The sequence below is a fragment of the Sporosarcina sp. Y838 genome (assembly GCF_056786515.1).
On record NZ_JBXCJD010000002.1, the window covers coordinates 1 to 26,162 of the forward strand.

21 protein-coding genes are annotated in these 26,162 nt (G+C 39.6%); 7 read left to right on the top strand and 14 right to left on the bottom strand.

All coding sequences use genetic code 11. The annotated features are described in order from the left end of the window. Positions 1–156 precede the first annotated feature (156 nt). The 7 genes from AC1TO4_RS02780 to AC1TO4_RS02810 all read right to left on the bottom strand — a co-directional run bounded on the left by AC1TO4_RS02780 (position 157) and on the right by AC1TO4_RS02810 (position 13,796). Complete coding sequence (locus AC1TO4_RS02780; RefSeq protein ID WP_482104047.1) at positions 157–726, bottom strand: transposase; 570 nt, start codon at positions 724–726, stop codon at positions 157–159. An 82-nt stretch (positions 727–808) separates the two neighbouring features. Continuing rightward, positions 809–3,841, bottom strand: a complete 3,033-nt coding sequence (locus AC1TO4_RS02785; RefSeq protein WP_482104048.1) for an efflux RND transporter permease subunit — start codon at positions 3,839–3,841, stop codon at positions 809–811. Between the two features lie 845 nt (positions 3,842–4,686). Then, positions 4,687–9,210 (bottom strand): endonuclease, encoded by a 4,524-nt coding sequence (locus AC1TO4_RS02790; protein ID WP_482104049.1) that lies wholly within the window; start codon positions 9,208–9,210, stop codon positions 4,687–4,689. 562 nt (positions 9,211–9,772) lie between these two features. After that, positions 9,773–10,423, bottom strand: coding sequence for a hypothetical protein (locus AC1TO4_RS02795; RefSeq protein WP_482104050.1), 651 nt, complete (start codon positions 10,421–10,423; stop codon positions 9,773–9,775). A 179-nt stretch (positions 10,424–10,602) separates the two neighbouring features. Beyond that, positions 10,603–11,286: a GDSL-type esterase/lipase family protein gene (locus tag AC1TO4_RS02800; RefSeq protein WP_482104051.1), complete on the bottom strand. Its 684-nt coding sequence runs from the start codon at positions 11,284–11,286 to the stop codon at positions 10,603–10,605. A 482-nt stretch (positions 11,287–11,768) separates the two neighbouring features. After that, positions 11,769–12,377 carry a competence protein ComK gene (locus AC1TO4_RS02805; protein WP_482104052.1) on the bottom strand — a complete coding sequence of 203 codons (609 nt, stop codon included), beginning with the start codon at positions 12,375–12,377 and terminating at the stop codon, positions 11,769–11,771. Between the two features lie 549 nt (positions 12,378–12,926). Beyond that, positions 12,927–13,796, bottom strand: a complete 870-nt coding sequence (locus tag AC1TO4_RS02810) for an alpha/beta hydrolase family protein (RefSeq protein ID WP_482104053.1) — start codon at positions 13,794–13,796, stop codon at positions 12,927–12,929. Positions 13,797–14,074: 278 nt separating this feature from the next. Here AC1TO4_RS02810 and AC1TO4_RS02815 point away from each other — a divergent pair, with 278 nt between their 5' ends. After that, positions 14,075–14,485, top strand: coding sequence for a GlcG/HbpS family heme-binding protein (locus tag AC1TO4_RS02815; RefSeq protein ID WP_482104367.1), 411 nt, complete (start codon positions 14,075–14,077; stop codon positions 14,483–14,485). 106 nt (positions 14,486–14,591) lie between these two features. On the opposite strand, the gene AC1TO4_RS02820 is transcribed toward AC1TO4_RS02815, so the two are convergent. The 4 genes from AC1TO4_RS02820 to AC1TO4_RS02835 all read right to left on the bottom strand — a co-directional run bounded on the left by AC1TO4_RS02820 (position 14,592) and on the right by AC1TO4_RS02835 (position 17,498). Beyond that, positions 14,592–15,674 carry an NAD/NADP octopine/nopaline dehydrogenase family protein gene (locus AC1TO4_RS02820; RefSeq protein ID WP_482104054.1) on the bottom strand — a complete coding sequence of 361 codons (1,083 nt, stop codon included), beginning with the start codon at positions 15,672–15,674 and terminating at the stop codon, positions 14,592–14,594. A 668-nt stretch (positions 15,675–16,342) separates the two neighbouring features. Further along, entirely contained in the window at positions 16,343–16,789 is a 447-nt protein-coding gene (locus AC1TO4_RS02825) for a GatB/YqeY domain-containing protein (protein WP_482104055.1), read from the bottom strand. Between the two features lie 65 nt (positions 16,790–16,854). Then, positions 16,855–17,091 carry a diguanylate cyclase domain-containing protein gene (locus tag AC1TO4_RS02830; RefSeq protein WP_482104056.1) on the bottom strand — a complete coding sequence of 79 codons (237 nt, stop codon included), beginning with the start codon at positions 17,089–17,091 and terminating at the stop codon, positions 16,855–16,857. Next, positions 17,091–17,498, bottom strand: coding sequence for a hypothetical protein (locus AC1TO4_RS02835; RefSeq protein WP_482104057.1), 408 nt, complete (start codon positions 17,496–17,498; stop codon positions 17,091–17,093). The genes AC1TO4_RS02830 and AC1TO4_RS02835 overlap by 1 nt, the downstream gene beginning before the upstream one ends. A 269-nt stretch (positions 17,499–17,767) precedes the next feature. Between AC1TO4_RS02835 and AC1TO4_RS02840 the strand changes: the two genes are divergently transcribed. After that, positions 17,768–17,989, top strand: a complete 222-nt coding sequence (locus tag AC1TO4_RS02840) for a hypothetical protein (protein WP_482104058.1) — start codon at positions 17,768–17,770, stop codon at positions 17,987–17,989. Positions 17,990–18,057: 68 nt separating this feature from the next. Here AC1TO4_RS02840 and AC1TO4_RS02845 read toward each other — a convergent pair whose 3' ends face one another. Then, positions 18,058–19,221, bottom strand: coding sequence for an acyl-CoA dehydrogenase family protein (locus tag AC1TO4_RS02845; protein WP_482104059.1), 1,164 nt, complete (start codon positions 19,219–19,221; stop codon positions 18,058–18,060). Between the two features lie 201 nt (positions 19,222–19,422). Here AC1TO4_RS02845 and AC1TO4_RS02850 point away from each other — a divergent pair, with 201 nt between their 5' ends. The 5 genes from AC1TO4_RS02850 to AC1TO4_RS02870 all read left to right on the top strand — a co-directional run bounded on the left by AC1TO4_RS02850 (position 19,423) and on the right by AC1TO4_RS02870 (position 24,329). Next, positions 19,423–20,175 (top strand): amino acid ABC transporter ATP-binding protein, encoded by a 753-nt coding sequence (locus AC1TO4_RS02850; protein ID WP_482104060.1) that lies wholly within the window; start codon positions 19,423–19,425, stop codon positions 20,173–20,175. 16 nt (positions 20,176–20,191) lie between these two features. Then, positions 20,192–21,037: a transporter substrate-binding domain-containing protein gene (locus AC1TO4_RS02855; protein WP_482104061.1), complete on the top strand. Its 846-nt coding sequence runs from the start codon at positions 20,192–20,194 to the stop codon at positions 21,035–21,037. 120 nt (positions 21,038–21,157) lie between these two features. Then, positions 21,158–21,856, top strand: coding sequence for an amino acid ABC transporter permease (locus tag AC1TO4_RS02860; RefSeq protein WP_482104062.1), 699 nt, complete (start codon positions 21,158–21,160; stop codon positions 21,854–21,856). A gap of 26 nt (positions 21,857–21,882) precedes the next feature. Then, the gene (locus tag AC1TO4_RS02865; RefSeq protein ID WP_482104063.1) at positions 21,883–22,608 is read left to right on the top strand and encodes an amino acid ABC transporter permease; all 726 of its coding nucleotides are present in this window, start codon (positions 21,883–21,885) and stop codon (positions 22,606–22,608) included. A gap of 353 nt (positions 22,609–22,961) precedes the next feature. Continuing rightward, complete coding sequence (locus AC1TO4_RS02870; RefSeq protein WP_482104064.1) at positions 22,962–24,329, top strand: amino acid permease; 1,368 nt, start codon at positions 22,962–22,964, stop codon at positions 24,327–24,329. Positions 24,330–24,477: 148 nt separating this feature from the next. Here AC1TO4_RS02870 and AC1TO4_RS02875 read toward each other — a convergent pair whose 3' ends face one another. Together AC1TO4_RS02875 and ssuD are read right to left on the bottom strand one after the other, a co-directional pair. Then, positions 24,478–24,816 carry a hypothetical protein gene (locus tag AC1TO4_RS02875; protein WP_482104065.1) on the bottom strand — a complete coding sequence of 113 codons (339 nt, stop codon included), beginning with the start codon at positions 24,814–24,816 and terminating at the stop codon, positions 24,478–24,480. A gap of 228 nt (positions 24,817–25,044) precedes the next feature. Next, the gene (ssuD, locus tag AC1TO4_RS02880; protein ID WP_482104066.1) at positions 25,045–26,148 is read right to left on the bottom strand and encodes an FMNH2-dependent alkanesulfonate monooxygenase; all 1,104 of its coding nucleotides are present in this window, start codon (positions 26,146–26,148) and stop codon (positions 25,045–25,047) included. Between the last annotated feature and the right edge of the window lie 14 nt (positions 26,149–26,162).

Below are 26,162 nucleotides of genomic sequence, written 5' to 3' on the forward strand. Positions count from 1 at the left end.
CCAGCTGAATTCGACGGTAACCATAGTTTTCATCATTCTCTTCAAAAATAGTTTGAATTTCTTCTTCCAACTCCTGGTTAGGGTTCTCCGTCATCATTCCTTTTAGATGATAATGATAAGAAGATTCGGGGATGCCTACGACTTGAAGGATGTCCTTTAGTGGGAAGTTTTCTTTGAGTTCGAATGATAACGCTGTTTGTGCTTTTCGAGATAACCCTCCGGATCCATCTGAAAAGCTTTTAACTTTTTTAAATAAGCTACCTCCAAACGGAGTAGTTCATTTTCACGTTCTAGTTTCTGTTCACGCGTCATCTCATCCTGTTGTGTGGGCTGCTTACTTCTCTTGACGCTCTTCGCTTTGTCCGACATGGCTGGCCGTCCTTTCGGGTTGTCCAGGGCTTCAACACCACCTTCAAGGAATTTTTTCTTCCAAGAAGAGATCATGGGTGGGTTCGTTAACCCAAAATGAAGAGCTGTTTCAGCTCGAGAAGCGCCTGTCCTTTTCATAAAGCTTAGTACATCCAGCTTGAATTGAACAGAATAAATTTCATGTTTCTTCTTTCTAGATAGCCCTATTGCGCCGTATTTCTGGTAAACGTTCACCCAATTACTAAGCTGTGTATGTGATTTTATATCGTATTTACGCACTAGCAACTTTAAACCAAGTGAACCATCTAGATACTCTTTCACAACCATCAACTTAAACTCATCGCTATATTTAGCCATAATAAAACACCCCAAAGGTTAGATTTTGACTCTAACTTTTGGGGTGCACAACAATAGCGTTTAAGCTAAGGTCTGTTTTTTATTATATGGAAGTATCTTGTTCAGCAGCCTGACCAATTCGCTGTTTCTTAGACTTTCTAAAATAAAGCAATTCATATATACAAGGGATAACAATCAGAGTTAGCAGGGTCGCCATGGCTAACCCACCGATAACAACAATCGCGAGACTTTGTGATACTAAACTTCCTGTTTCTGCTTGTTTCACTAGAAGTGGAAGCATCGCACAGATAGTTGCAATCGCAGTCATGAAAATCGGTCTCATCCTTGTTGCGGTTGCTTCAACAAGCGCATCACGAATAATCATTTTTTGTTCATTTTGTTTTACTCGGTCTAAAAGTACAATCGCATTTGTTACGACGATACCAATTAGCATTAATGCTCCTAGAAGTGCCGTGATATCAACTGGTATTCCACTGATAAGAATTCCTAAAATGGCGCCTATTGCAGCTAGTGGTAGAGAGCAAAGAATAGCGATTGGCGCTTTGATTGACTTAAATGTGATAACCATTATTAAAAATACAATCCCGATGGAAACAAGCATAATGAGAAATAAATCTGTAAAATCATCTGCTTGTTGGCTACTTGATCCACCTACTAGAACCTCGACATTCTCTGGAAGCTCCATGCCTTCCTTGTCTTTTTTATCACCGAAAATTTCTGCATTTATTCCGCTCGAGACTTCAGATAGTTTTGCAGGATCAACGGAAGCTGTTACTCGGAGGTAAGCATCCCCATCTTTATGGAACTGGTTAGTTGAACGCTCTTCACTTTGCAACTTAGCAATAGATGATACTGGTACTAGACCTGTATCAGTCATGACTGGTATATTTTCTATGTCTTCAGGTGTTTTCGTATCCAGGAGAGGTTCTAGAAATACAACTTTTTGTTTATCATCTAAACTAATCGTTCCTATTGGTGTCTTATTTAACATCACACCTAACTGTTGTGCGATTTGTTCTGTGTTTCCTTTTGTTGGATCAACAATGAGGGAGTGCACGGTTTTCTTTTCATCTTGATTGGTCGTAACTTCCTCTACGCCTTCCAGGTTCTGTACTTTTTCTTTTATAGTTGTTGCCACTTTTTCAAGATTCGCTAAATTTCCGCCTACTACATCAATGGTAATATTCGTACTTGCTCCTCCCATCATAAAGGAAGCAGTAGTTACTTCTAAGAGGGCATCAGGATATTGATCTTTTTTCTTTTCCATTTCAATTACGATGTGTTCTGTATCTTTTTTATCTTCTAATAAAATACTGAAAGTTGCTTCAGTCGGTGATCCAACCCAGCCATATTGTGCCGCTTCAGCTGGAGAACCTACCTGTGAAAACACATGTTTTACTACATCCATTTTTTGAATAGATGACTCCAGTTCCATTGTTTTTTCCTTAACTTTTTCAAGTGGTGTATCATTCGGGTAACTTAGCGTGGTCAAAACATAGTCTGCAGAGGAGCTATCAACTGCACCTTTTGGGATAGCAAAGTAAGTACCAATGGATCCGATGAAAAGGAAGATGGAAATGGAGAAGACAATCCATTTATGATTCAGGGACCATGTAACTATCTTCGGAAAACGAACAGCTCGTTTAGGTTCAGGCAACTTTGTATTCTTCAATAATCCCGCACTCATTAACGGAACAACCGTCAAAGCGACGAGCAGAGATGCAAGCAAAGAATAGGTAACCGTTAAAGCGAATGGTAAAAGGAATTCTTGAAGGCCACCATTTAACAAGCTCATCGGTAAGAAAACGGCTACTGTTGTTAAGGTAGAAGCAGTAATAGCGACTCCAACTTGCTTAGTTGCATCAATAATCAATTGGACTGAGAATTGTTCTGTTTGCATTTTACGGAAAATATTTTCGATTACGACAATACTGTCATCTACTAAACGCCCAACTGCGACAGCTACACCGCCAAGCGTTAATATATTCAATGTTACACCAGACCATGACAGTAGAAATAGGGTGAAGCAAAGTGATAATGGAATTGATACAATTGTAATAAAAGTAGAACGGATATTTCGTAAGAAAATCATAATAACAATCGTTGCAAATAGTGCACCAAGGAGAACTTCTTTTATCATCGTATGAACGGAGTTTTGAACTAAATCAGCAGAGGAAATGTAAATAACTGATTCCTGCTGATTATAATTTTCATTGATTTCCTTTGTCACTTTTTCAATTTCTTTGCTAATAGTCACCGCATTGGATTGACTATCCTTCGTGATGCTAATATCTAAGCTATCCTTTCCATTAAAACGGCTAATGAAATTCAAGTCTTTTGTTTCTTTAATCGTGGCGATATCCCCGAGTGTTAAATTAGTTGCTACAGTTAAATTTTTCAATTTATCAATGCTTGTTAAATCGCCGATTACTTTAATATTGCTTGTTTTTCCATCAATAATCTTTTCACCGACAGCTACAGCGGTATTTTGACCATTAAGAATACTCATAATCGCTTGAAGAGAAATCTGATTTTCAGCTAATTTACCATCATCAATTTTGACGGAAATGATGGAATCTGTAATCCCATATACATCTACTTTGGAGACCCCTTTGATTTCTTGATAGAGAGATGTAAGTTTTTCGCGTGCAAACTCCATATTTTCAGGAGTCAAACCTTCATTAAAGCTGACGGCAATGTTAGCAATTGGAATCATAGAAGTATTTAGCTGTGAGATTGTTGGCTTGGATAAATAGATAGGCAAAGCTACATTGCTTATCGCTTCTTGTACATCCTGTTTGGCTTGTTTCATATCAGTTCCTGCCTCGAAGAACAGATCCACTTTTGAAAATCCATCTCCAGTTGTAGAATAGACGGATGTTTTTCCATTTAACCCTGTAATTGCTCTTTCAATCGGAATGGTTACTTCGGATTCCATTGTTTTGGAGTCAGTTCCCTGACCCATGGAAATAATAGTGACTTGCGGATTATCAGCAGATGGTAAAAACTCCATAGGTAGTCTGAAATAACTGACAACCCCTATCACTAATATTAAAATGGTAAATACAGCGACAGCGGCCTTGTTACCAAAAGCCCATTTGGTAAATGTCGACATAGAAATTCTCCTCCTAAAAACTATAATAATTTTAAAAATTCCGACTCATTAACATATGCTACCTTCCATAGTTTTAGTTGCATCTTTATTGTATAAAATAGAAATATATTCCACATTGTTCCTTAGTATTATCTTATCCTAAGACCTAAGGCTTAGCGTTAATGGGTAGTAGGTTCTCATTGAATTTCGAATTGTTTCAGAACCAGATACCTCGTGTATTAGTAATAAGAGCTCTTTACGATAGAATCTCCAGTTGATCCGGACTGCTGGGGAACCTGTTGGATTCCAATAGGAAATGGTCGCCTTTTGGCTTCCCCACCTTGATTTTTTTATCTGTTTCATCCTGTTTACCGGGGAAGTCGAAGATGTTTCTCTTAACTACTTATGATTACTTGCTTGCAGGTACTCACCTGTCTTTTTATCATGCTTACAAATAAAGTATGGATATTATTTGTAATTCTGCAAAATAAAATTAACACTGTACGCTCAGTATATTAAATTTATGTACTTTCTTATTCTTTGAGAAAAGGGCAACTTCCACCAAATTGACGGAAGTTGCCCTTTTAATGCACTATTTATAGCTTTTGCCCACTTCTTATCTGCTCTGACTTAGTCGATACAGGCAGTAGTCCAGTTCTTCCTTCATTCAGTGTATATGGTACTTTTGATTTAATAGACATTATTCAGGATATATCCCGACTATTACCAAAGAACAACCAGCGCAGGCGCCTTTCTGTGGCAGCCGAGGCATGTGTCCTGGATTATTTATATCCCAGTCTTTACAAGTGGACTTTTTCAGTGAGCTATCATCTGGCTACTCTTTATCTTCAATCAGGCACTTTAAATCACGATGCAATTCGTACATCTTCTGCACCAACCTGTGGCCAAATGAGCTCTACCCATTCCGGATGGTCAATGAACGGATTACGGTTCCCCTGCCATTGCTCAATAACTTCGTTGCGGTTTCGCTCAAATTCATCGATTGGATCCGATTCATGCCATTCCAGCAGAACCGAAAGTTTCCCGTGATATGGATTGCTTCCATTGTTAAGCTTTTCATTTAACTCAAGATCGACACGGTCTCCTTGCTCATAGCGAGTAGCCATGTAAAACAGGATTCGAGCGACATCACCTTTTACTGCATCGGGCGGCTCCCAAGAATTCGCTGTTTTGTAACATCCGCTACATCCTTTCACACTACTTCCGCCGTTATCAAAATCCAAGTTTCCGCGTAAACTGTTCACTTGGACATCTGTGGGACGCAAATGATGGATATCGGTACCCGGTCCTCTGCTTGTACCAAAATTGCCGTGGGATTTTGCCCACACATGCTCGCGGTTCCAATCTCCAACGTTTCCGCCATTGCGATCTTTAGGGCGTGAGTCTCCAGAGTAAAACAAAATCACGTTGTTCGGATTGTTCGGATCTTTGTCCGTCTCCCGCAGTGCCGCCCACACTTCAGAGTAGTCTAGCTGCTTTTGCACCGAAATAATTTCATGAAGTGCATTTTTCAATGCCCGCCCTTCTTTTCCAACAGCGTCCTTATAGTAACCATTAGCAGGAACCGCTACAGCTGTTACTGTCACAGTGAAACTTGTCGTAACCGTTTTATCGCCATCACTCGCTGTGACACCCACAATATGGCTACCTTTTTCAAGTGAAAGTGATAATATTCCTCCATTTACTTCGCCTTTTGTGGATGAAAACGTTAGTTCATCCACATCAGGATCCGAGAAGTGCTCAGTAAGTACAACTGAGACACTCTCTCCTTCTGACACTGTTTTATTAGAAATTGCTTTGGTGACGATAGGTGCTTTATTCTCCACTTTCGTTGGTTCACCGATTCTTTTTCCATTTGAATTGTAAAACTCGATTGCATCCAGATTTGCACCCTTGATGAATTCGATGTTCTTCACATTTTCAGCGCCTCTAATTTGAAGTTGATGTGGACCATCGATAACGATATCCCCCATGACAGTGCCTTTCAAATCGACAATTGCGCCTTTTTTCTTCGGCTGAAGGATTAATTTATTTGTCCTAAAGCCTTCTCCGCTAACTTCCAAGTAATCCCCTTTGAATAGGATTCCTTCGTCAAGATAAGATTTCGCATCCATTTTCACCGCAACACTAGGTTCTGCAATGTTCAACTTTTTCTTTTTAAAGTTCACTAAGTCATACACTTTTTTCACTTTAATCGGTTCCCAGACAACCGGCTCTTCGAATCCGATTTGGACGAGGACTGGGTCATGGTCGCTTGCACGGCCTGCCATATCTGTAAAGTCTGCATTGATATGAAGAATATCAATTTCGGTTTGATCGACTAAGTGATTTGAAACTAAAATATGATCGAGCACTTGCGAATTACCTTGGTAGAGGTATGTGTAGCGATCAGCCGTTTCCACTTTGTTAATCATATTTGTCATAAGATTTCCTTCATGAATCTTTAAGCTATCCGAGAATTGGAAGTCGTTAAAATCGCCTAGAGAAACGACGTTCGCATTCGGATTATCCGTTTTTACGTCTTCAATGAAATCATAGACAATCGTTGCAATTTGTTTGCGTTGTACTTCACTGCCATAGACTGAAGGCTGTGTTGAACCAAATAGTGGCGTATCACCTGATTTTGAATTCCAATGATTCGCGATAACAATCACTTGTTCACCTTGGAAGTCAAATTGTGCAGCAAGTGGCTTACGGCTGCTAGCGAATGCCGCGTTCTGTGGGTCAATGCGTCCTGGATTGAGTGTTAACTTTCCACTCTCGTAAGCTACCGAAGTGGTTGCGTCACCTATAGGACTGCCTTCCGTCAACGATACACGTTCCGGATTGTAGAGGAATCCAACACGAATATTCGCATTCGGTGCTCCACCGTCTTGATTCGAAACCGGATCGATGTTGACGTATTTATAGTTCACGCCGCCCGCTTTCACGATTTCAGCAATCAATCTTTCATAACTTTCATTTGCTTTTGAATCCCCGGCATCTTCTCCGTTATTATCCTGGACTTCCGTCACACCAATAATATCGGGACTCTGCATATCTTCCGCAAACGCTCTTGCTAATTTTCGCGCTTTGTCTGCAGATGACGATTTTGTGTTGTTCGAGAAGTTTTCCAAGTTATACGATGCAATCGCTAACTTATCGTCTGCTTTGATAAGCGTCGTTTTTTCAGGTGTTGCATTGCCTTTTGTATGTGCCGCCTGCATTTCATCCAAAGCCACATAGATTTTATAATTTTGGAATGAATAGCCAACTACACCTGTAATCGGACCTTTAAATGTATCGCCAGTAGCCACTTCAAAATCACGGGCCGCACCATTCGGCTCTAATCGGAACTGGACACGGTTTGCGTTTTGATTGTCTTTTTCTAACAGTAGACCACCGTGCAGTGTATTCGTCGGTGCCTGTTCAAGTACCGTGATTAAATCACCATGTTCTTGCGGAGATACAGCTTTGACATTGCCGACTTGGACGCGCATTCCTTCCAAGCTCTCCCAATAGTCAATTGCGTCAACGTCAGGATTGAATACGGACAAACCGTCGCTATCAATCTGTTCACTTGGAATACTTTCTTCATCTATAAGGATAGGTGCTGGTAATTGCACACCTCTTTTTAAGACTGTTACTTTTCCGCCTTGATCATCACGGACATTGATTTGCGTTGCTTTCATGTCAGTCACTTGTCGATCCGCAAATCCGTCAATTGCATATTCACTAACTTTACCGGAGACAGCTACTAAATCCCCAACCTGAATCGGCCAAGCATTCCGTCCACTGTAAAGAATGATTCCTTCCGATGTCTTTGCATTGTCATCTGCTGCCGCATCGGGCGTTTGGATATGGTAGTATGTCGAACCACTTAGTGTAAATGAATAAGTGACAATACCTTCAATTCCTTCAACTGTCTGATTGTCAAATGGAGAAGTGTGGTTTTCCCCTTGGATATCATGAATTTGAAGACTGTCGGTAATTGTATAGGCGAACGTATTCGTTTCACTAACTTGACCATCTTCCGTTTTTACTATTGCTTTAATGGTTGTATTTTCTGTAATGTTGATAGGTGCTTCATACTTCACACCAAATTCAAGTGGATTTGTTCCGTCTACCGTATAATAAATGACTGCTTGTTTTGTGTTCGTTGACAGTGTAACCGTAGTCCCCCCTACGAATGTTCCGCTTGCAGGATTCGCAGTAACAGGTTGGACAATTGAGCTATCTACGATGATGTCTTCTTTAGAGCGTGGAATGAGTTGGTAATCAGCATCGAATTGCTGCACGATGCCTGAAATAGATTCATACTGCGTTCCAACTGCTAAGCCCAATTCATTGTTTTCATCGCGAATGATAAATTCCGTTGTACCATCTGTCGCAACGTAATTGGCCCAACCTGCGCCAGTTTGCACATCAATGATTTCAATATTTTCTGTCAGTACGAGTTGCGATTCGTTTTCTTCCGCAACATTGGCACCTGTAATTGTTTTAGCAACCGGTGCGCCTACATTTGCGGTTTTCACTGCGATTGTCGCGCTGTCTAATTGAAGCAAACCGCGGTAATCGGCAAGTGTCCCAGTTAAGGTAACTTCATCACCAACCACGGCATTTAAACTAGTTGGACGCACGGCAATACCACCCGTAGCATCTTGGACGGAAATCGTATTTTTCAAATTTGCCGCTACGATTCCTTTAATAGTTACTGTCTCTCCCTTATTCATTGATCGCGCTTCTGCGATTGAAATGAGGGTTATAGGGTCTTCAGGATCCTCAGGATCTACCGGTGTTCCGCCTTCGAAGTCATGGAATCCTAAATTATCGAATGTGTCTTTAGGATAAACAATCCACTCAGTGCTACGATCGAAAGCATCATTCGGACTGGAATCACCTGTTGTTATTCCGGCACTCCGGACCAATGTCACATCGGTTCCCCAGTTACTTCTAGTTCCAACTTGTCCAAATGAGTCAATCACTTCGCCAGATTTCTTCAAAACAAGTGCGTCGTCGCCATTGAAATTAATGACAGTTGTATTTGCCAATTGGCCCTTACTCTTAATAGCATCGCTGGCATCTTTATGATACAAAACATAAGTTTCTTCATTGCTCAAGGTCCCCGATAAAGCCATTTTGGAAGTAGCTTCCGTCGCCCCATTTGCATAGAGTTCCAACGTATAATTGCTTAAATCAAGTGCAGTCCCCGTCCCGTTGTAAAGTTCCACTGCCTTATTATGGCTGCTTCCCTCCACGTATTCAGATATTAGTATATCTGAGGCAACAGCTGCTTTTACCGTCGCCGGGTATGCAGGTACTAGCAAACTCGCTACTAAACCAATCGATAAAAAGGTGTTCAAAGGCTTTTTCCAATTTCCTTTATGCATGTAATAATTCCCCTTTCTGATTGAAAACTAGCATTTATTCGAAATCCTTGCAAAAAGCGCAAAATCGCTCCCTTTCAAGTCAATTATCTGAATAATTTATCTCCATATTCAGCATATCACCGCATGTGGAGGATCACCTAGTGACCTTTTGTAATGTTTTGTAAATTCTATGTAAATCTTTTGATGTGTATAAAAATTATTTATTTTGACTAATCTATATATCAACTAATAACCATGCACATTTTACTAGTTATGTAAGATGAAAAAATCCAGTTATTAGTGTCTGATTCCATAATAGACGTTTCGGCGCTTTGAAAATTGATAGAGAAGATTCTATTCTTTTATTATAAAAGGTAAGCGCATTTTTACTTTGGTCATTATAAGGGAGCGACGAAGTCACTAATCTAAGCGCTTGTTTTGATGTACTTTAACTTTATCCAAAGCGAACCGATAATGGCCGATAAGAAACCGCGCCACTTTTACCCTACTCGCTTCAGCTCGGATTGGTATTTTACAAAAAAAAAAATCAGACAGCATATAACTGTCTGATTTCACATTGCACTCACGTAACGATTTCAGGAAACGTAATAATCATTTCTCCGTCAATATTTACAACCTCGATGAGCTCTTCATTGAAAAGATACGGGGTATCGTTTTTGTCTTGGGGTGTTACGGCTTCGTAACTATTCTTTGCGGACAAAACCTGAAAAGTCACAGGTACATAGCTGCCCTTGCTCAACATTTTTGTATTTCCCATCAAAAATATATCCTTACTGGATACGGCAAAACTAAGATGCCCTATCTGTTTATTCAATGAACCTGAAACTAATTTAATATCCTGTAATAATGATATCGTGCATAGAATGAAATCATTAATGAGTTCATTTGATAATTTGTCATAGCCATTTTGTTGAAACAACGTATTAAAGCCGTTTCTAATTTCCTTAAATGAAAAGACATCTTCAATCTTCTTAGTTTTGATGCCATTGCCCACGTTATTAATAATATGCTTACACTCTTCGAGATACTCACTTACATACCCCATACTCTTTTCTCGTTCTGCCATAAAATCACTTAGTTTTTTAATGCTATCTATACCTTGTGCTTCATCATTTACGAGCATCATAAAAGCATAAAAGTCCTTCTCATCAAAACGTCTTTCAGCAAACTTTGAATAATAATGCGCAAATAACTGTTGTTCTTTCTTATCCACAGCGTTTCCTCCCTTAAATCTATACTTACATCATAACACGCACTGATTAACGGGAGGTCTGTCAATACACAAAAAACCAGCCTTTGATGAATCTTTGGCTGGTTTTCATTGGATCCCCTAGAGAATTCTTAGTACTGTCTTTAAATGGTGGACTTTTAGGCTGTCCAAAGAACGTAGAGTCATTCGATATAAGCTCTGATTTCATCTGCCCATACCATGTAGGCTTTACCATTTAAATGGAGTCCATCTTCAGTGTATGTAGGATCCAGCACGCCGCTTTCATTTTCAAGTTTATGGTGGATGTCTATGTAAGCAACTTGATGAGTAGCTGCCAACGCTTGAATTTGTTCATTTAATGCATTAATCATTTTGTTTTCCAAATCACGTGTACCTTCTTTAACGGGTAAAATACTTTGTATGAATAGCTTAGCGTCGGGAGCTTGTTCCTGTAATTTCAAAATAATTTGTTCGTAATTCTCAATCGTGTCTTTTGTTTTCTTATCATAAATCAGGTCATTTACACCAATCAGTAAGAAAATTTGTTTTGGCTTCAAATCAATGATACCGTCTAGCCTCTTGAGTAAACCCTTCGTCGTATCTCTTTCAATTCCCCGATTAACAATCAATTTCCCGGGAAAGAGTTCGTTCCATAGGCTTCTTTCAGTTATGCTGTCCCCTACAAAAACAGCATCTACATTTTGGGTTTCTACTTGTTCGAATAAGGAAACCCGTTCATTGTATTTCGTCTTAGCCGTGGTATGTCCATTGCCGGTCGATTGTGGGTCTTTGTTAACAACTAGCAATAAAGCAAGGATTCCTATATTTAACGCTATGGATAATAGTAACCATATATTCTTTTTCAAATCGTGTACCCCTTTTTCCCTAGTAAATATGTTGAAATAAAGAATCCCATTGAGCCCGCTCCGGCTACCACGAAGTCGCGCCTTCGCTGGATAGTTTATATTAGAAAGCTCATTTCGTTATTCGGGATTAGGCTTGCAATATTTAGTGCGTCGTTCTTCAATGAAATTAGAATCAAATAGTAATCACATTATAATCTCAGTGCATACATCTCAGAATTACTATCACTAATGGTACACTCCAGCGCAGGCGCGGCAAAGGGGTAGCCGAAGCCATGAGACTGGATGCGAAGCGCCAATCCAGGCTCAGGGCGAGAGGCATCCCCAATGCGCCAAGCGTTCTACAAATCCACACTCTGAATAATAATTCTCTTGAAAATGGTCGAGCTTGCGCCAAGCAATCTAAAATTTACGCCCCGAACTAAAACGGCTATCGTATTAATATATATAATTGCGAGAAGCATGTCGAACAATAGAACAACAAACTAGTCATCTTTTCCATAATCGTATTGCGCTTGTATTGAAATTATTTCAAAGTTTTTTCCTTTCTCTACCTTTGAAATGATGTAAATCCCTTTGGTTTCGTTGGCGTTCGTCGGTGCACTCTTCTCTGTCGTCTTTAATGTGGTCTTCGTTCTGGCTTCAATCAATCCCTTTAGATTGTAAGCTTTCTGTATTTTTTTATCAAACGATGCTTTACTCATCTCGACAATGATAATAGTACCATTACCCATGATTACCTTTGTGCGTACATTTGACAGCTTAATGGTTTTCTTAATATGATGCAGCGCAAACCAGATGCAGTCTTCTTTTGCTGGTGATTTGCTTGGAAACCAATAGAGGTCGAGTTTTTCGTTTATAATAACGGGATACATTCTGCCATCCCCTAAAATCATATTCGCGCCTTCTCGTGCACCTTTTAGACTAGACCCGTAGTACCTTAAGTTAAAATCGATAAGTTCAGTCGGCCCAGCCTCTATGTCAAATGATGACGTATCATTTAAAACGAATGTATATAGTTCGCCAAACTCATTTGTCTTTGGTAAAAATAAAATCGTATTATAATCCATCACATAGTCAGTAAGTTTCCCCATTTCTCTTCCCCCGTATCAAATATAGTATATTTTTATTTAAAAAGAGTATACTAGTTACAGAATGGAATAATTCCCCTTTATACTCCTTATGCTTTTCTTCCTAACTTTTCTCACCCCCTCTACGAATTAGCTACGCAATCCATAATTCTCATTTAACTCTACTTTTTCAACAAATAAAATAGCACGAGATGTAATCGCTTCCATTTAACCGTGTGTAATTTCGACTAGTACTATTTATTACCTATAGTACTTTTTCTAACTTAAATGGATCAATTACCAATAAAACTAGTTATATCATATCATGAACATTCAGACCATACAGTGCAGTTTCGACAAATAAATCAATATACCTTCTTTTATTTTGAAAAGTTTAAATAAACACATAACTTGTCGCATCCAGTAACACACATTTGTAAATGACTTTATCTTAAAAGGGTAAAAAATTGGAGAGACGCCAGGATAGGCTCCTGTGTCTCTCCAATTTTTCGATTTATTGTAAGTTAAATTTGACTAGCATTGATTAGGTATTACACAATTGTGTTGATCAACCTACTGTTGTTTTGCCAATACAGGTGCTAGTGCTTCCTTATCGTGAGAAGCATGTAATTTCACCATCGTGTTTATTCTCCGAGGATGCTCCTTGAGCTCTTCAAGCCAGTCAAAAGAAGTCTGAAATAATTCATTTTCGTAAGTGTAGCTTGAAAAGGTATGATCCGCACCTTCGATATAATGTGTGTTTATTGGTTTTTGGATAGGTCGTTGTTGCAATGAAGCAAAATAACGGGCAGTATGTTCTTTCGGAATGTCCTCGTCACTTTTTGCATGAATGACCAATGCCGCCTCTTTAAAAGAACGAACTGATTCAAGAGGATGATGATTTTTCAAATCAGTTAAAAATGCCTGACTCACGTAAAAACCATGATAGTCAACTCCCCCATTTGTGTCTGCAGTTTTAATTGCACGTTCACCCAAAATTTGCGAAATATCTTCATACGGTCTACCCACTGGCGACCATAAAATAAGCCTGCGTATGCGACGGTCTAGTGAAGCGATTATCGAAGCGACAGCACCCCCAAGACTGTGGCCAATCATAATAATATTGTTTGCATCTACTTCTTTAATAGTCGACACATAACGGAGTACAGCTTGAACCTCGCTCAACTGCTTCGTGACCGTGACATCTCCATAATCGCCGTCACTTTCCCCACAACCGCTAAAGTCAAAACGAAATACACCATACCCCCTAGCCGTGAAATACCTGGCCGCTTTTACAAATAAACGATGTTCGCCCACTTTGCTCCCAACAAATCCGTGCAGTAAAACAATAAGTGGAACTTTTCTATGATGAACATTCTCTGGGAGATGAAGCACTCCGGAAAGTTGTAATTTATTCGCATAAATTGAAACTGTTTTATTCATAGAATCAACCTACTTCCTCTATTTTATAAACCGCATTAAGTATACCTGTTTACTTGGTATTATACATATGGAACATTCAGAAGTCAATGTAGATCGTAAAGGAGAAGGCTACAAGCAAATTAGACAATTTAAGAATTTTATATTTGAGGAATATTTCTGAAAGGTACAGCGCTCAGATATCTGAAAATTCCGCTTGACTATTTTAGACTGAGTGGGTCATCTAGGTGACAGCAAATGGGTCCATTAACTACAAATCGATTGAAAGAGCTGCAGTTTACATGGGAAAATTAACATTGGAAACAGCGAAAAAAATTATTGAAGCGGCAGAGCAAGAAGCAACCAATTTAGGAGTGGCTATGGTCATTTCTGTAGTGGATGAGGGCGGTAACTTGATAGCTGTTCATCGCATGGACGACGCTTGGATTGCCAGCATCGACATCTCACAAAACAAAGCATGGACATCCGTCGCATTAAAAATGCCAACGAGCAATTTGGAACAGGCAACAGTCCCTGCAGCTGAACTCTACGGTTTGAACACTACAAATAACGGCCGTTTGGTCATTTTTGGCGGCGGTTTCCCATTGATGAAAGACGGAAAAGTTGTAGGCGCAGTAGGTGCAAGCGGCAGTGCTGTGGCGAATGATGTCAAAGTTGCTGAAGCAGCAGTTCAGGCATTCGAGAAATTGTAAAACGGTTTTGTATATAGATAGACAAAAGCCTTCCACAGAATCCATTGATTCTGTGGAAGGCTTTTGTATTGAACATGCAAATCAATTTAAATACATAGGTTCTTTTTCAACCTACTGAAACAGCAAGCGTGCCGATTATCTTCTCTAAGTTTTCTTTACCTAGTAATTCGACAGTCCTCGCATTTTCCCTAAAATCCGTCGCAAGAGCAGCAGACGCGATGTTGATCAAACCCGTGCACGTAGGCGTTTTGACGTCTAACATCTGCCCCAAAGATTCCAACAATACGAGACCTTCAGGAACGTCTTCCGTAATAAATCTTGAATCCGCTACAAATGGGCCTTCTGGTGAACTGTTTTTAGCATATGATAAAAATGCTTCTTTCGCATCGATTGTTCGATTTTCAAAATTACGGAATTTGCAGGCTTCCACGTAAGGCAATCGTTCCGCCCCTACCTTCTCCAGCACATCCATTTTTTCATTATCAAGGCTATCTACCATATTCCAGACGTGGGGTGTGAACACTTCTTTGTACATCCAATAGTCGCCTTCCGTATATTCAATTCGAGGAATACTCATAATTCCTCCGATCGTATGGACAATTAAATTGGGGTTGTGGAGAGCAGCTTCGATGACTGAATCGAGGTAAATAAAATGATAGTGTAGCGTATCTAACTTTTCTTGAATAACTATTTTGTCTTTTTCCGTATAAATTGCAATTGGATTTCTAACATTTTTAAACAAAATCTTTACTTTACCAGGTTCAATAATTCTACAGTCAATTGGTGAACTTTGTGCTTCAACAATTGTAAATCGCTTTTTCTTTTCATGTTTCAAGAAATATGCTGTTGATAAATAACCCGGCTCCAGCAACACGATTTGGTCTTCATTCATGAAAGGTATTATACGCTTAATAACTTGTTCATGGTAATTTGTTTGGACATAAATAATAATCATTTCAGCATTTTTAATTGCCACCTCAACATCCGTCGTCACTACATCTAGATGGACTGTATTTTCTTCCTTACCATCCACAATAGTGATTTGACCTTTATGATTCGTTAGGTAATCAAAATTGTCGTTATGCAAACTCTTTGAAGTCTTTAACAAAGTGACTAGATGACCCTTACGTTTCAAATCAGCAGCGATTGTTGTTCCACCATGTCCTGCTCCTACAACTGTGATTTTCATAAAAATCCCCCCAGTAATTTGATAAATTCTATGCAACTCTATGAACGTTACTTTTTCCAGAAGTTCCCTCTCTAGTTATCTACTATACCACTGTTTTCACTATTTTTCATTAATTCTGAAAACAAGAACACCCTTAACGTCTTGGGTTGACGTGAAGGGTGTTCATATACTGACATGTGTAAGTTACTCGATTATACAAACATCGCAACGTGATCACCGGAAACTCCTGGAGGTTTTGTTGGAAACTCCACCAACGATGTATGTAAGATACACCAAATCCCCCCCAGAATAAAAAAAACGGAAAGTTACGGAATATTTATCCGTAACTTTCCGTTTTTTTGTGATCTAGCTACAGGCGCCAACTCCTCGGGTCATAAGTCAGCCCAACTATGCGGAAGTTCGCCGCGTCGTTGGTCCGTCTTATGCCTGTCGGAGCTGTGCGGCGCCTTCCGCTTTTCTTATGATCCAGCTGCAGGCGCCAACTCCTCGGGTCATAAGTCAGCCCAACTATGCGGAAGTTCGCCGCGTCGTTGGGCCGTCTTATGCCTGTCGGAGGCCTACAGGATGTAGGTCATGCAGTAGGGAAGGATTGAACTGCATCCTTCCTTATTGCCGCAGGACGCGGCGTACTTTGACTGCCTTCCTTTTTCCAGGCGCCTTTCGCTTTTCTATAGCAACTCTTTAACTACTTTACTAATTAAAGCGCCTTCTGTTTTGCCTTTTAGTTCTGACATGGCGAGGCCCATTACTTTGCCCATGTCTTGCTTGCCGGAGAAACCATTTGTTTCGATGATGTTTTTTACGATTGATTTGACTTCATCTTCGCTGAGTTGCTCGGGTAGATATGATGTAAGCATTTGTATGCGGTTTTCAAGATTGGTGATCATTTCGCTTTTGTCGGATTGCTTCGCGTACATTAGGGACTCTTGGGTTTGCTTGATTTCTGTTTGGATGATTTGCATCACTTCTTCGTCAGCAAGCTCATTGCCGTCGTTTTTATCGATTTCCTTTTTTTGAATCGTGCTTAATACCAAACGAATGCTTGTTAGTTCTTCTTTGTTCTTGGCTTTCATAGCTTCCTTCATCGAATCCTTCAGTTTTTGCTTAAGTGTCATTTAAATAACTCCCTTTCCTTATTAATAGTATAGCCTAGGTTGGTTCCTTTTAAGAAACGAACGATTCATTTTATCTGTGTGGTGCATTGCCATAATGCTTTTTTACTACCGGTACTTTTTGCTTCATACAAGCATTTATCCGCAATTTGGATTAAATCTTTAATGTGATTTCCGCATTCCAGGAAACTTGCAATGCCTGCTGAAATCTTGACTATTTCCCCACTTGGACTCGCCGTTGTTTCTAACTTTTTCCGCAGTCTTTCGGCGACTTCAAAAGTATCCATCATAGTCGTATCAGGCATCAGTAAAATGAATTCTTCACCACCATACTCCCTTTTAACCGTATGCTATGGGGTGACTTTGCAATAACCTCACCCGATGCAGACGCGATAACGACCGAATTAAACGTTTTATTTCGCTCAAATAAACGCTTTGCTTCATTAAATAAGAGTAACTCAGAATCGCTTTGCTCAAAGTAACCAGAGACATCTTTTGCACTATAGGCCAATTCTTGAAGCGTCGTTTTAAAAAAGTTATCAGTGGTGCTCGCAAGTTTCTGGGTGTACACCCGGTTTGTTTCCAATGTATTTTCAACCAGTGTCTGCTGATTGACTAGATACCCTGATGTAATACTACTAAAAAGTGTAAGTCCAACTGACAGTAAGGCCACGAGGAGGATTAAGGATTTCAGTGAAACTTTCATCGCCATATGTAGTTCTCCTTTTGGCATAAATAGGTTGATTGGATGACGTTGTGGTTCACAAGTAAACAGATAAAGGTATATTTAATTACTATTATACCATTTAATTCATTTACTATATATCCTTAATAACAGAAAAAGCATGATGTAAATGAGGATGTAGAACTAGAAATGCGCACAAGACAAAAAACAACAAACGAGCTGTTTACACAGACATACTCGCCCTAACACTCCTGCGAAGCGTTGCACATATAGTAGCTTCAAGGGGGTGTTTAACTATGCCAAGTTTTAAAAGTGATGTATCACTATTTCTTTATTGTATTTTAGCAGCTTATGCAATTCTCGGACTGATACTCCTCGTTCCGACATTACTCACTGTCCCATTTACTTTATCGCTCATTGGAATCGGGGTTATTGTCGTTATCGTTGTGGTTGTTTTGTTTGCGCTTGCAATTATTTTAAAAGGCCTTGCACACCTTTTAAAAAGTTTAAAATCCTAAAATTTCGATGCAAAAAGACAGCAGCCTGTATGAAATAAGCTGCTGTCTTTTTATAGGTACTCGAAATCTTATTTCGACTCTGCTTCTTTGATTGCCGTTTGAGCTAATTTAGATATTGTCATATCGTCCATTGGCGGATTATGTAGACCGGCTCGTACATCCCGATAATACCTTTGCAATGGGTTGGACATTTGAAGACTTTTCGCTCCGACTAAACGCATCGCTTTATCAACGATTGTAATTGCTGAATTTGTCACGATATGTTTGGCAGCGGCCAGTTCATTCGTTAGTTGTTCGCGACGCGCGTCATTATCTACAGCATCCGCCACACTGTAAAGGAAGTGTCTCGCTTTCATCAGTTCTAAGTCCATTTGGCCAATTAAACTTTGGACATTCGGCAATTGACTAATTGACCCTTGTAAACTATTCGGGGAGTATTCGACTGCAAATTTCACCGCATAATCACGAGCTGCTTGTGCAATGCCGAGGTAACAAGCGGGAATGTGCAGAATCCATGGATTCAACGTATTGCCCCTAGGACCTTGATTGAATTCAACAAATTTCTCTTCCGAAACTTCAACGTTGTCTAGCACTAAGTCATGGCTTTCTGTTCCCCTCATCGCCACAACGTCCCATGTTTCTTTGATGGACAAGCCTTTTGAATCTCGTTCAACTAAGAAGAAACCGATGCCCTCTTTCTCTTCAATCCATGCAGACACTAGAAAATGTGTTAACACGGGTGACATCGTCGTAAAGTTTTTTTGACCCGTAATCACCCATTTGCCATCTCTTTTCACGGCATTTGTCCCAGGACGACCACCACGAGTTGGACTACCCGTTTGCGCTTCACTCACTGCTCGATTCACTAATGCCCCGTCCAAAACCTCTTGTGCAAATGAAGTTAATAGATCTTCACTCCATAATTTCTTCTCAAATAATTCTCCGACAACACCTTGGTGCCAGCCAATTGCTAACCCTGTAGCGCCGTCAAAACTAGCAATCGTTTCTTGGAATAAAACCATGTCACGCACACTGATACCCTCGCCACCATATTCTTTCGGTAACGTTAGTTTCGTATAACCGAGGTCAACAAGTGCTTTTATATTTTCTTTCGGAAATCGAGTCTGTTCATCGTTTTCTTTCGAATGACTTTTAAAAGCTTCCTCATGGTTCATGAGTTTTTCTAGCCATTCCTTTTGAAATGCATTTCCAACAAATACCTTCTTCGACATATAGGACACTTCCTTATTGGTTTGATAATTCTATAACTTGAATAGTACGTCAGCGCCTTACAAGGGGCAGCGAATTCTATGGGTTTCTTTATTTCAACATAACTAGTATATCTACCTAATGTCTACTTTACAACTAGGAATACTTATGCTATTGTATGTACTGTTATGATGCATTCAGTAAATCGTAGGTGGGGTGGGAAATTGATAACATTAAAAAATATTAAAAAGAGTTTCAATAAGAATCCGGTGCTTCATGGCATTGATGTAACTGTGAACAAAGGAGATGTCTTGGTGATTGTCGGGCCAAGTGGATCTGGTAAAACAACCCTCCTTCGTTGCATAAATTACTTAGAAAAACCTGATGAAGGTAGCATTTCAATCGATGATTTTTCCATAGATGAAAAAAGTGCAACGAAAAAAAACATCCTAACGTTAAGAAGAAAAACGGCTATGGTTTTTCAGCATTATAATTTATTTAAAAATAAAACTGTGATTGAAAACATTATGGAAGGCCTTCTCGTTGCGAAGAAAATCAACATAGATGAGGCACGTCAGATTAGCATGGAACTTCTTCAAAAAGTCGGTCTTGAAGATAAAGCAAATGACTACCCAACGCAACTTTCAGGCGGACAGCAACAGCGCGTAGGAATTGCTCGCGCACTGGCATTGAAGCCTTCTGTATTATTATTCGACGAACCAACATCTGCACTCGATCCCGAAATGGTTGGAGAAGTTCTTTCTATTATAAAGAAAATTGCGGATGAAGGAATTACGATGATAATTGTAACACATGAAATTGACTTTGCCCGAGATGTGGCTACAGAAGTTATTTTCATGGCGGACGGGCTTGTTGTTGAACAAGGTACACCGAAAGATGTATTGGTCCATCCAAAACACGATCGCACGAAACAATTTTTGAAAAGACTTACACCAGAACCAGAATATGAAATTTAAGAAAGAAGGCATAAACATGAAACGTAAATGGCTAGTACTATTAGGAGCAACGGTATTCCTTGCTATTCTCGCAGGTTGTTCAAATGAAAGAAGTACAACAACGGATGACGGAAAAAAGGTCATTAAAGTCGCATTAAGCGATGATGTCAATCCTCCCTTCCTATACACAGACGATGAAAACAACCCGATCGGCTACGACATGGACTATTTAGCAGAAGTTGAAAAAAGATTACCAGACTACAAATTCGAATACGTGTTCGGTGAAGAAGAATCGAATTTAGTGGGTCTTGATACAGGTAAAGTTGACATGGCGATTAACTGGTTTTTCAAAAACCCAGATAGAGAAGAGAAGTTTCATTATCCAAAAACGGAATACGGCTACTCTCTTACGTCACTTATTACGAAAACAGACACAGATGATATAAAAACATTAGATGATATGGTTGGTAAAAAGTTCACGCCTATGTCAGCTGGCGGCGGGCTTCGTTCTATATTAAATGGGTACAACACAAGTAATCCTGACAATCCTTTAACGATTGAAAGCATGGAACACCCATCAAACGCAGATAACTTAAAGCGCGTTGACGAAGGAAAAGCAGATGCGATTTTCCTCAACAAATCGACATTTGATGCTGTTCAAGAAACGCTTAACTTGGATTTAAAAGTAGCTGGAATCGTTTCAAAAGAACCTGTCTTTGTTGTATTTAATAAAGACAACACCGAATTAGCCGATCAAATCGACGCAATTACGATCGAATTGACCGAAGATGGAACACTAGCGAAACTATCCGAAAAGTGGTTTGCAACTGACTTCTTCCAAGACCTCGACTACATCAATGAAAAAGGGTTCAGCTACAACTAATACTGAGCACCGCATTGAATTGAAATGCGTTCATGCGGTGTAATTTAGCACATATTTTTCTTTATTCAGCAATAGACTCCCACCTCTATAGGTGGCGTAATTGATTAGGTGGTGTGAAAGATGAGCTCGAGTTTGCAAGACTGGATTGACATATTCTTTAGAGTACTGGATAAACTCCCGCTAACACTACTGATGACAGTAATATCCTTATTCTTCGCGTTACTCATAGGTTTAGGTATTGCGATTATACGAATTCAGAAGTATCGGTTTCTCTATGGAATTGCAACATTATATTTATCATTCACAAGAAGTACACCTTTGTTGGTACAACTGTTTCTAGTCTATTTTGGACTCCCCCAATTACTACTTGTTATTAATGTAGATATTAATCATTGGGATCGGCTGTTCTTTGCCATTATGGCCTTCTCATTTCATACAGGTGCATTTATGTCAGAGGTTATCCGTTCAGCCTATTTAGCCGTTGGAAAGGACCAATTCGAAGCAGCCTATAGTGTCGGAATGAGCTATTCACAAGCGTTACGAAGAATTATACTGCCGCAAGCCTTTCTGATTTCATTGCCTAACTTAGGTAACAACATTATCGAATTATTGAAAGACACATCTCTCGCCTTTACGATTGGCATCATTGATATTATGGGGCAAGTTCGAATCATTTTAGGCAATAATCACGGCATCGGTATGTTTCAGATTTACGTTGTGATTTCGCTTGTTTACTGGGCAACTTGCATAATTATTGAAAGTCTTGTCGGCTATGCTGAAAAAGTCTTCAAGAAAGGGCATGTTGGTCTATCTAAGTAATAACTTGTTGAGGATAGTGATAAATTATGGCTATTGTAGATTTTAAATTTGCGTTAGAGCAAGTACCCGCAGTGTTAAAAGGAGTACCTTGGACAATAACGATAGCCATTGTCGCGATGCTTTTCGGGCTCATTTTTGGTTTACTCATTGCTCTTTGCAGAATATATAGAATACCTGTATTAAATCAGTTATCCATTTTGTATATCTCGTTCATTCGAGGAACGCCCTTGATTGTTCAGCTATATGTCTTTTTCTACGGTGTGCCCGTACTCATCGATTACTTGAACCCGCGTCTGGGTTTACAAATAGATGCTGATGAAATTCCGCCACTACTGTACGCGCTTGTTGCTTATACAATAAACACAGCCGCTTATCAGGCAGAAATCTTCCGTTCGTCCATTAATGCCACAAATGCAGGACAAATGGAAGCCGCCTATTCAGTTGGGATGACAACGAGACAAGGTTTAACACGAATCATTTTGCCACAAGCGTTATTAATCGCATTGCCTAATCTAGGAAACGTATTTATCGGGCTCATTAAAGCAACCTCTTTAGCATTCGCCGTAAAGGTTGTAGAAGTGTTAGCCATTTCCAAAATTATTGCGAACGATGGATACCGTTTCATCGAAATGTATTTAGTCGCATCCATCATCTATTGGATCCTTTGCCTCATCTGTGAATTTATCTTGTTTAAACTAGAGAAGAGAATGAGCCGTTCTGAAGCAAGAATGGGTCTGAATGCAACGGTTTGATAATGAAGTTTATGATGCCCCGTCTCTCATGCTTTGAGAGACGGGGCTTTTTTTGTTGGAGACTTGCTGGGGTTTGTTGGACACTTTGATAGTTTGGTTGGAGACTTCCCTGTTTTTTGAATGCTTTTCCGAGTTGGTTGGACACTCGTCGGGGTTCGTTGGATAGTTCGGATAAAAAATTATTGCCCGCTACATATTGATTATTCTTTTTTCTGAAAATTGTAAGCGTTTTCCTATTGTCGAATTGAGTATTATTATGTTAAACTTTCATTAGGATATTATTTTGCAATTGTTTGATACTTAAAACTTTCACAATTCAAACATCCTAGAAAAAGCAGAGAGTGGGAAATGTCATGCAAGAACAAGAATTGTCGAGGGGTCTAAAAAACAGGCACGTACAACTAATTGCCATCGGGGGGGCAATCGGTACCGGATTATTCCTTGGGGCAGGAAAATCCATTCATTTAGCAGGGCCGTCAATTTTATTTGCATATTTGATTACAGGAATAATTTGCTTTTTAATCATGCGCGCACTTGGAGAACTACTTCTAACCAATTTGAACTATAATTCATTTGTTGACTTTGTACAAGACTATATGGGGAATATGGCGGCGTTTGTTACCGGATGGACCTATTGGTTCTGCTGGATTTCAATTGCAATGGCCGATTTAACCGCAGTTGGTCTTTATACGCAGTTTTGGTTTCCGAACGTACCGCAGTGGATGCCAGGTTTAATTGCGCTTGTCATTTTGCTATTTATGAACCTTGCAACTGTAAAACTTTTTGGCGAAATGGAATTCTGGTTTGCATTAATTAAAATCATCGCGATTCTAGCACTTATTGTTATTGGCGTTTTCATGATCTTCAAGGGCTTTTCTACCGATGCTGGCCCAGCTAGTTTTACTAATCTATGGAGCCATGGTGGTATGTTCCCTAATGGTATTAATGGCTTTATTCTTTCATTCCAGATGGTTGTATTTGCGTTTGTAGGCATTGAACTAGTCGGCCTAACAGCAGGTGAAACAGAAAACCCGGAAAAAGTGATCCCGCGAGCCATTAATAATATCCCTATTCGGATTTTGATATTTTATATTGGCGCTCTTATTGTTATTATGAGTATTTATCCGTGGAACGCTATTAACCCACTGGAAAGCCCGTTTGTCCAGGTCTTCGTTGCAGTAGGTATTGTTGCAGCTGCTGGTATCGTCAATTTTGTTGTCTTAACATCCGCCGCTTCGGCATGTAATAGCGCCGTGTTTAGTACAAGCCGGATGATTTACTCACTTGCCAAAGATAATAATGCACCTGTACCATTTACAAAACTGACTACCAATAAAGTCCCTTCCAATGCATTGTTCTTTTCAACTATTGTCATTCTAATCGCCGTTGTTTTGAACTATGTAATGCCAGAAGGTGTATTTACACTAATTACAAGTATTTCTACAGTATGCTTTATCTATATTTGGGGCGTTACAGTCATCTGCCATTTGATATATCGCAAAACGAAACCAGAACTTGCGAAAGCGAATAAATTTAAAATGCCGCTTCACCCGTTTTCAAATTACTTAATCCTTGTGTTCCTAGCGTTCGTACTTGTCGTGCTAGGACTAGCGGAAGATACTCGTGTCGCCTTGTTCGTAACACCTGTTTGGTTTATTTTACTAATTGCAGTTTATCTGATACGGAAAAACAAAAACCAACGAAAAATAGAAGTCGTTTGATATTTTAAACAAGTTTTTCAGGTACCTGGTACTTACACAATTCAAAGTTGTGTGAGTACCAGGTACCTTTTTTGTTGTTGGGTTTTGTTGGACACATCGATAATTTCATTGGTTGCTGGTTAACGTTTTCGTATAAGTAAACATTTTATTATGTTGGCTTTCTTATTCCCGTAAACTCATTCAGTTTTGTTGACAGTCCACCATGTCCAAATTTAATAAATTTTGATTCACCTTGCCTTAATCCATCCTCTACAGAGAACTTCAGGAAATCCAACAAGAGAATTCGGCGGTAATACACATTGACAATCCCATTCTCATAAAACCAGTTATCAATTGTATTAAAAACACCCCTATTCACACCGAATTGTTGATCGCACCATTTAAAAAATTGTAAATCGGGAAGGTTTAGTGATTCACTCCTTGCTTGGGGACTTTTTTCAATTAGTTTCAAATAAGTCTCTTTAGGCATTATGTCTTGCGTTTGCATACTAAATTACCTCCTTTCAATATCCCTATTACCAAGATAGTTCTGTATAAACAGAAAAGGCCCCCACCTTAGTTGTTAAATTATGATGAGAGCCTTTAGTTTTCTAATCAGCCGATTTCTATTTTATTGTTAATCACTTCTTCTTAACACCCTCTAAGACAATATCTTCTGCATTTACGCTATCACCGAAATTTGTTTTTAGAGAAATGTCCATCTAGCTAAGACAAACTAAAATAGATTCTTCTCACCCACACTGCCGGCTGCTCTAGCGTTATCTTCATTTTTAAATGATAATAGTGGAAATACGAGCTCTGCAAAACGGTACGACTCTTCTAAATGAGGATAGCCTGAAAAAATAAATGTTTCAATACCGGCTTCTTGATACTCTTTTATTCGATCCGCTACCGTTTCCGGGTCACCTACAAGTGCGGTTCCAGCTCCTCCACGAACGAGACCAACACCTGCCCATAAGTTCGGGCTGATTTCTAAATCAGCTCGGTCTCCTTTATGAAGATCAGCCATACGCTTTTGTCCATGCGACTCATATCTACTTAATATTTTTTGTGCTTTTTCAATTGTTTCCTCATCTAAATGAGATATTAGCTTGTTTGCTGCTTCCCATGCCTCTTCACTGGTTTCTCTAACAATAACGTGTAATCGAATTCCGAAACGAATTGTTCTTCCTTCTTTTTCAGCTAGAGTACGAACACTTGCAATTTTTTCCTTCACTTCTTTTATAGGCTCACCCCATGTCAGGTAAATGTCTGAATGATGTGCCGCTACTTTTTGTCCAGCAGGTGATGATCCGCCAAAATATATTGGTGGGTGGGGTTTCTGAACTGGAGGAAATATCAATTCTCCGCCTTGTGATTGTAAATGCTTCCCTTGAAAGTCTACTTTTTCCCCGGATAGTAATCTTCGCCAAATCGTGAGAAATTCATCTGTCGCTTCGTACCGCTCCTCGTGTGATAAAAACACACCATCTCCAGCAAGTTCTACCGGGTCACCACCCGCTACTACATTAATTAACAGACGACCATTAGATATACGATCAAGTGTGGATGTCATTCGAGCTGCTAAAGAAGGTTGTATTAAACCAGGTCTAACTGCCACTAAAAACTTCAAGTGTGTTGTTTCAGCCGCTAATGCAGAAGCCGTTATCCAAGGATCTTCACATGACTGTCCAGTAGGTAATAGAACACCTTGATAACCAAGCCTCTCCACCGCCTGTGCTATTTGTTTAAAATACGTATGTTCTGCTTCTCTGCCACCGATTGTTGTACCTAAATAACGACCATCCCCATGTGTTGGGATAAACCAAAAAATATCCATTCTTCATCTCTCCT

Coding starts and splice junctions, on each gene's coding strand:
- AC1TO4_RS02790 (WP_482104049.1), bottom strand. CDS start 9,210: ATGCATAAAGGAAATTGGAAAAAGCCTTTGAACACCTTTTTATCGATT.
- AC1TO4_RS02830 (WP_482104056.1), bottom strand. CDS start 17,091: ATGCCTGATACGACTATGATGGATACTTTTGAAGTCGCCGAAAGACTG.
- AC1TO4_RS02780 (WP_482104047.1), bottom strand. CDS start 726: ATGGCTAAATATAGCGATGAGTTTAAGTTGATGGTTGTGAAAGAGTAT.
- AC1TO4_RS02865 (WP_482104063.1), top strand. CDS start 21,883: ATGGCTATTGTAGATTTTAAATTTGCGTTAGAGCAAGTACCCGCAGTG.
- AC1TO4_RS02785 (WP_482104048.1), bottom strand. CDS start 3,841: ATGTCGACATTTACCAAATGGGCTTTTGGTAACAAGGCCGCTGTCGCT.
- AC1TO4_RS02855 (WP_482104061.1), top strand. CDS start 20,192: ATGAAACGTAAATGGCTAGTACTATTAGGAGCAACGGTATTCCTTGCT.
- AC1TO4_RS02840 (WP_482104058.1), top strand. CDS start 17,768: ATGCCAAGTTTTAAAAGTGATGTATCACTATTTCTTTATTGTATTTTA.
- AC1TO4_RS02815 (WP_482104367.1), top strand. CDS start 14,075: ATGGGAAAATTAACATTGGAAACAGCGAAAAAAATTATTGAAGCGGCA.
- AC1TO4_RS02825 (WP_482104055.1), bottom strand. CDS start 16,789: ATGACACTTAAGCAAAAACTGAAGGATTCGATGAAGGAAGCTATGAAA.
- AC1TO4_RS02870 (WP_482104064.1), top strand. CDS start 22,962: ATGCAAGAACAAGAATTGTCGAGGGGTCTAAAAAACAGGCACGTACAA.
- AC1TO4_RS02820 (WP_482104054.1), bottom strand. CDS start 15,674: ATGAAAATCACAGTTGTAGGAGCAGGACATGGTGGAACAACAATCGCT.
- AC1TO4_RS02845 (WP_482104059.1), bottom strand. CDS start 19,221: ATGTCGAAGAAGGTATTTGTTGGAAATGCATTTCAAAAGGAATGGCTA.
- ssuD (WP_482104066.1), bottom strand. CDS start 26,148: ATGGATATTTTTTGGTTTATCCCAACACATGGGGATGGTCGTTATTTA.
- AC1TO4_RS02805 (WP_482104052.1), bottom strand. CDS start 12,377: ATGGGGAAACTTACTGACTATGTGATGGATTATAATACGATTTTATTT.
- AC1TO4_RS02810 (WP_482104053.1), bottom strand. CDS start 13,796: ATGAATAAAACAGTTTCAATTTATGCGAATAAATTACAACTTTCCGGA.
- AC1TO4_RS02860 (WP_482104062.1), top strand. CDS start 21,158: ATGAGCTCGAGTTTGCAAGACTGGATTGACATATTCTTTAGAGTACTG.
- AC1TO4_RS02835 (WP_482104057.1), bottom strand. CDS start 17,498: ATGGCGATGAAAGTTTCACTGAAATCCTTAATCCTCCTCGTGGCCTTA.
- AC1TO4_RS02875 (WP_482104065.1), bottom strand. CDS start 24,816: ATGCAAACGCAAGACATAATGCCTAAAGAGACTTATTTGAAACTAATT.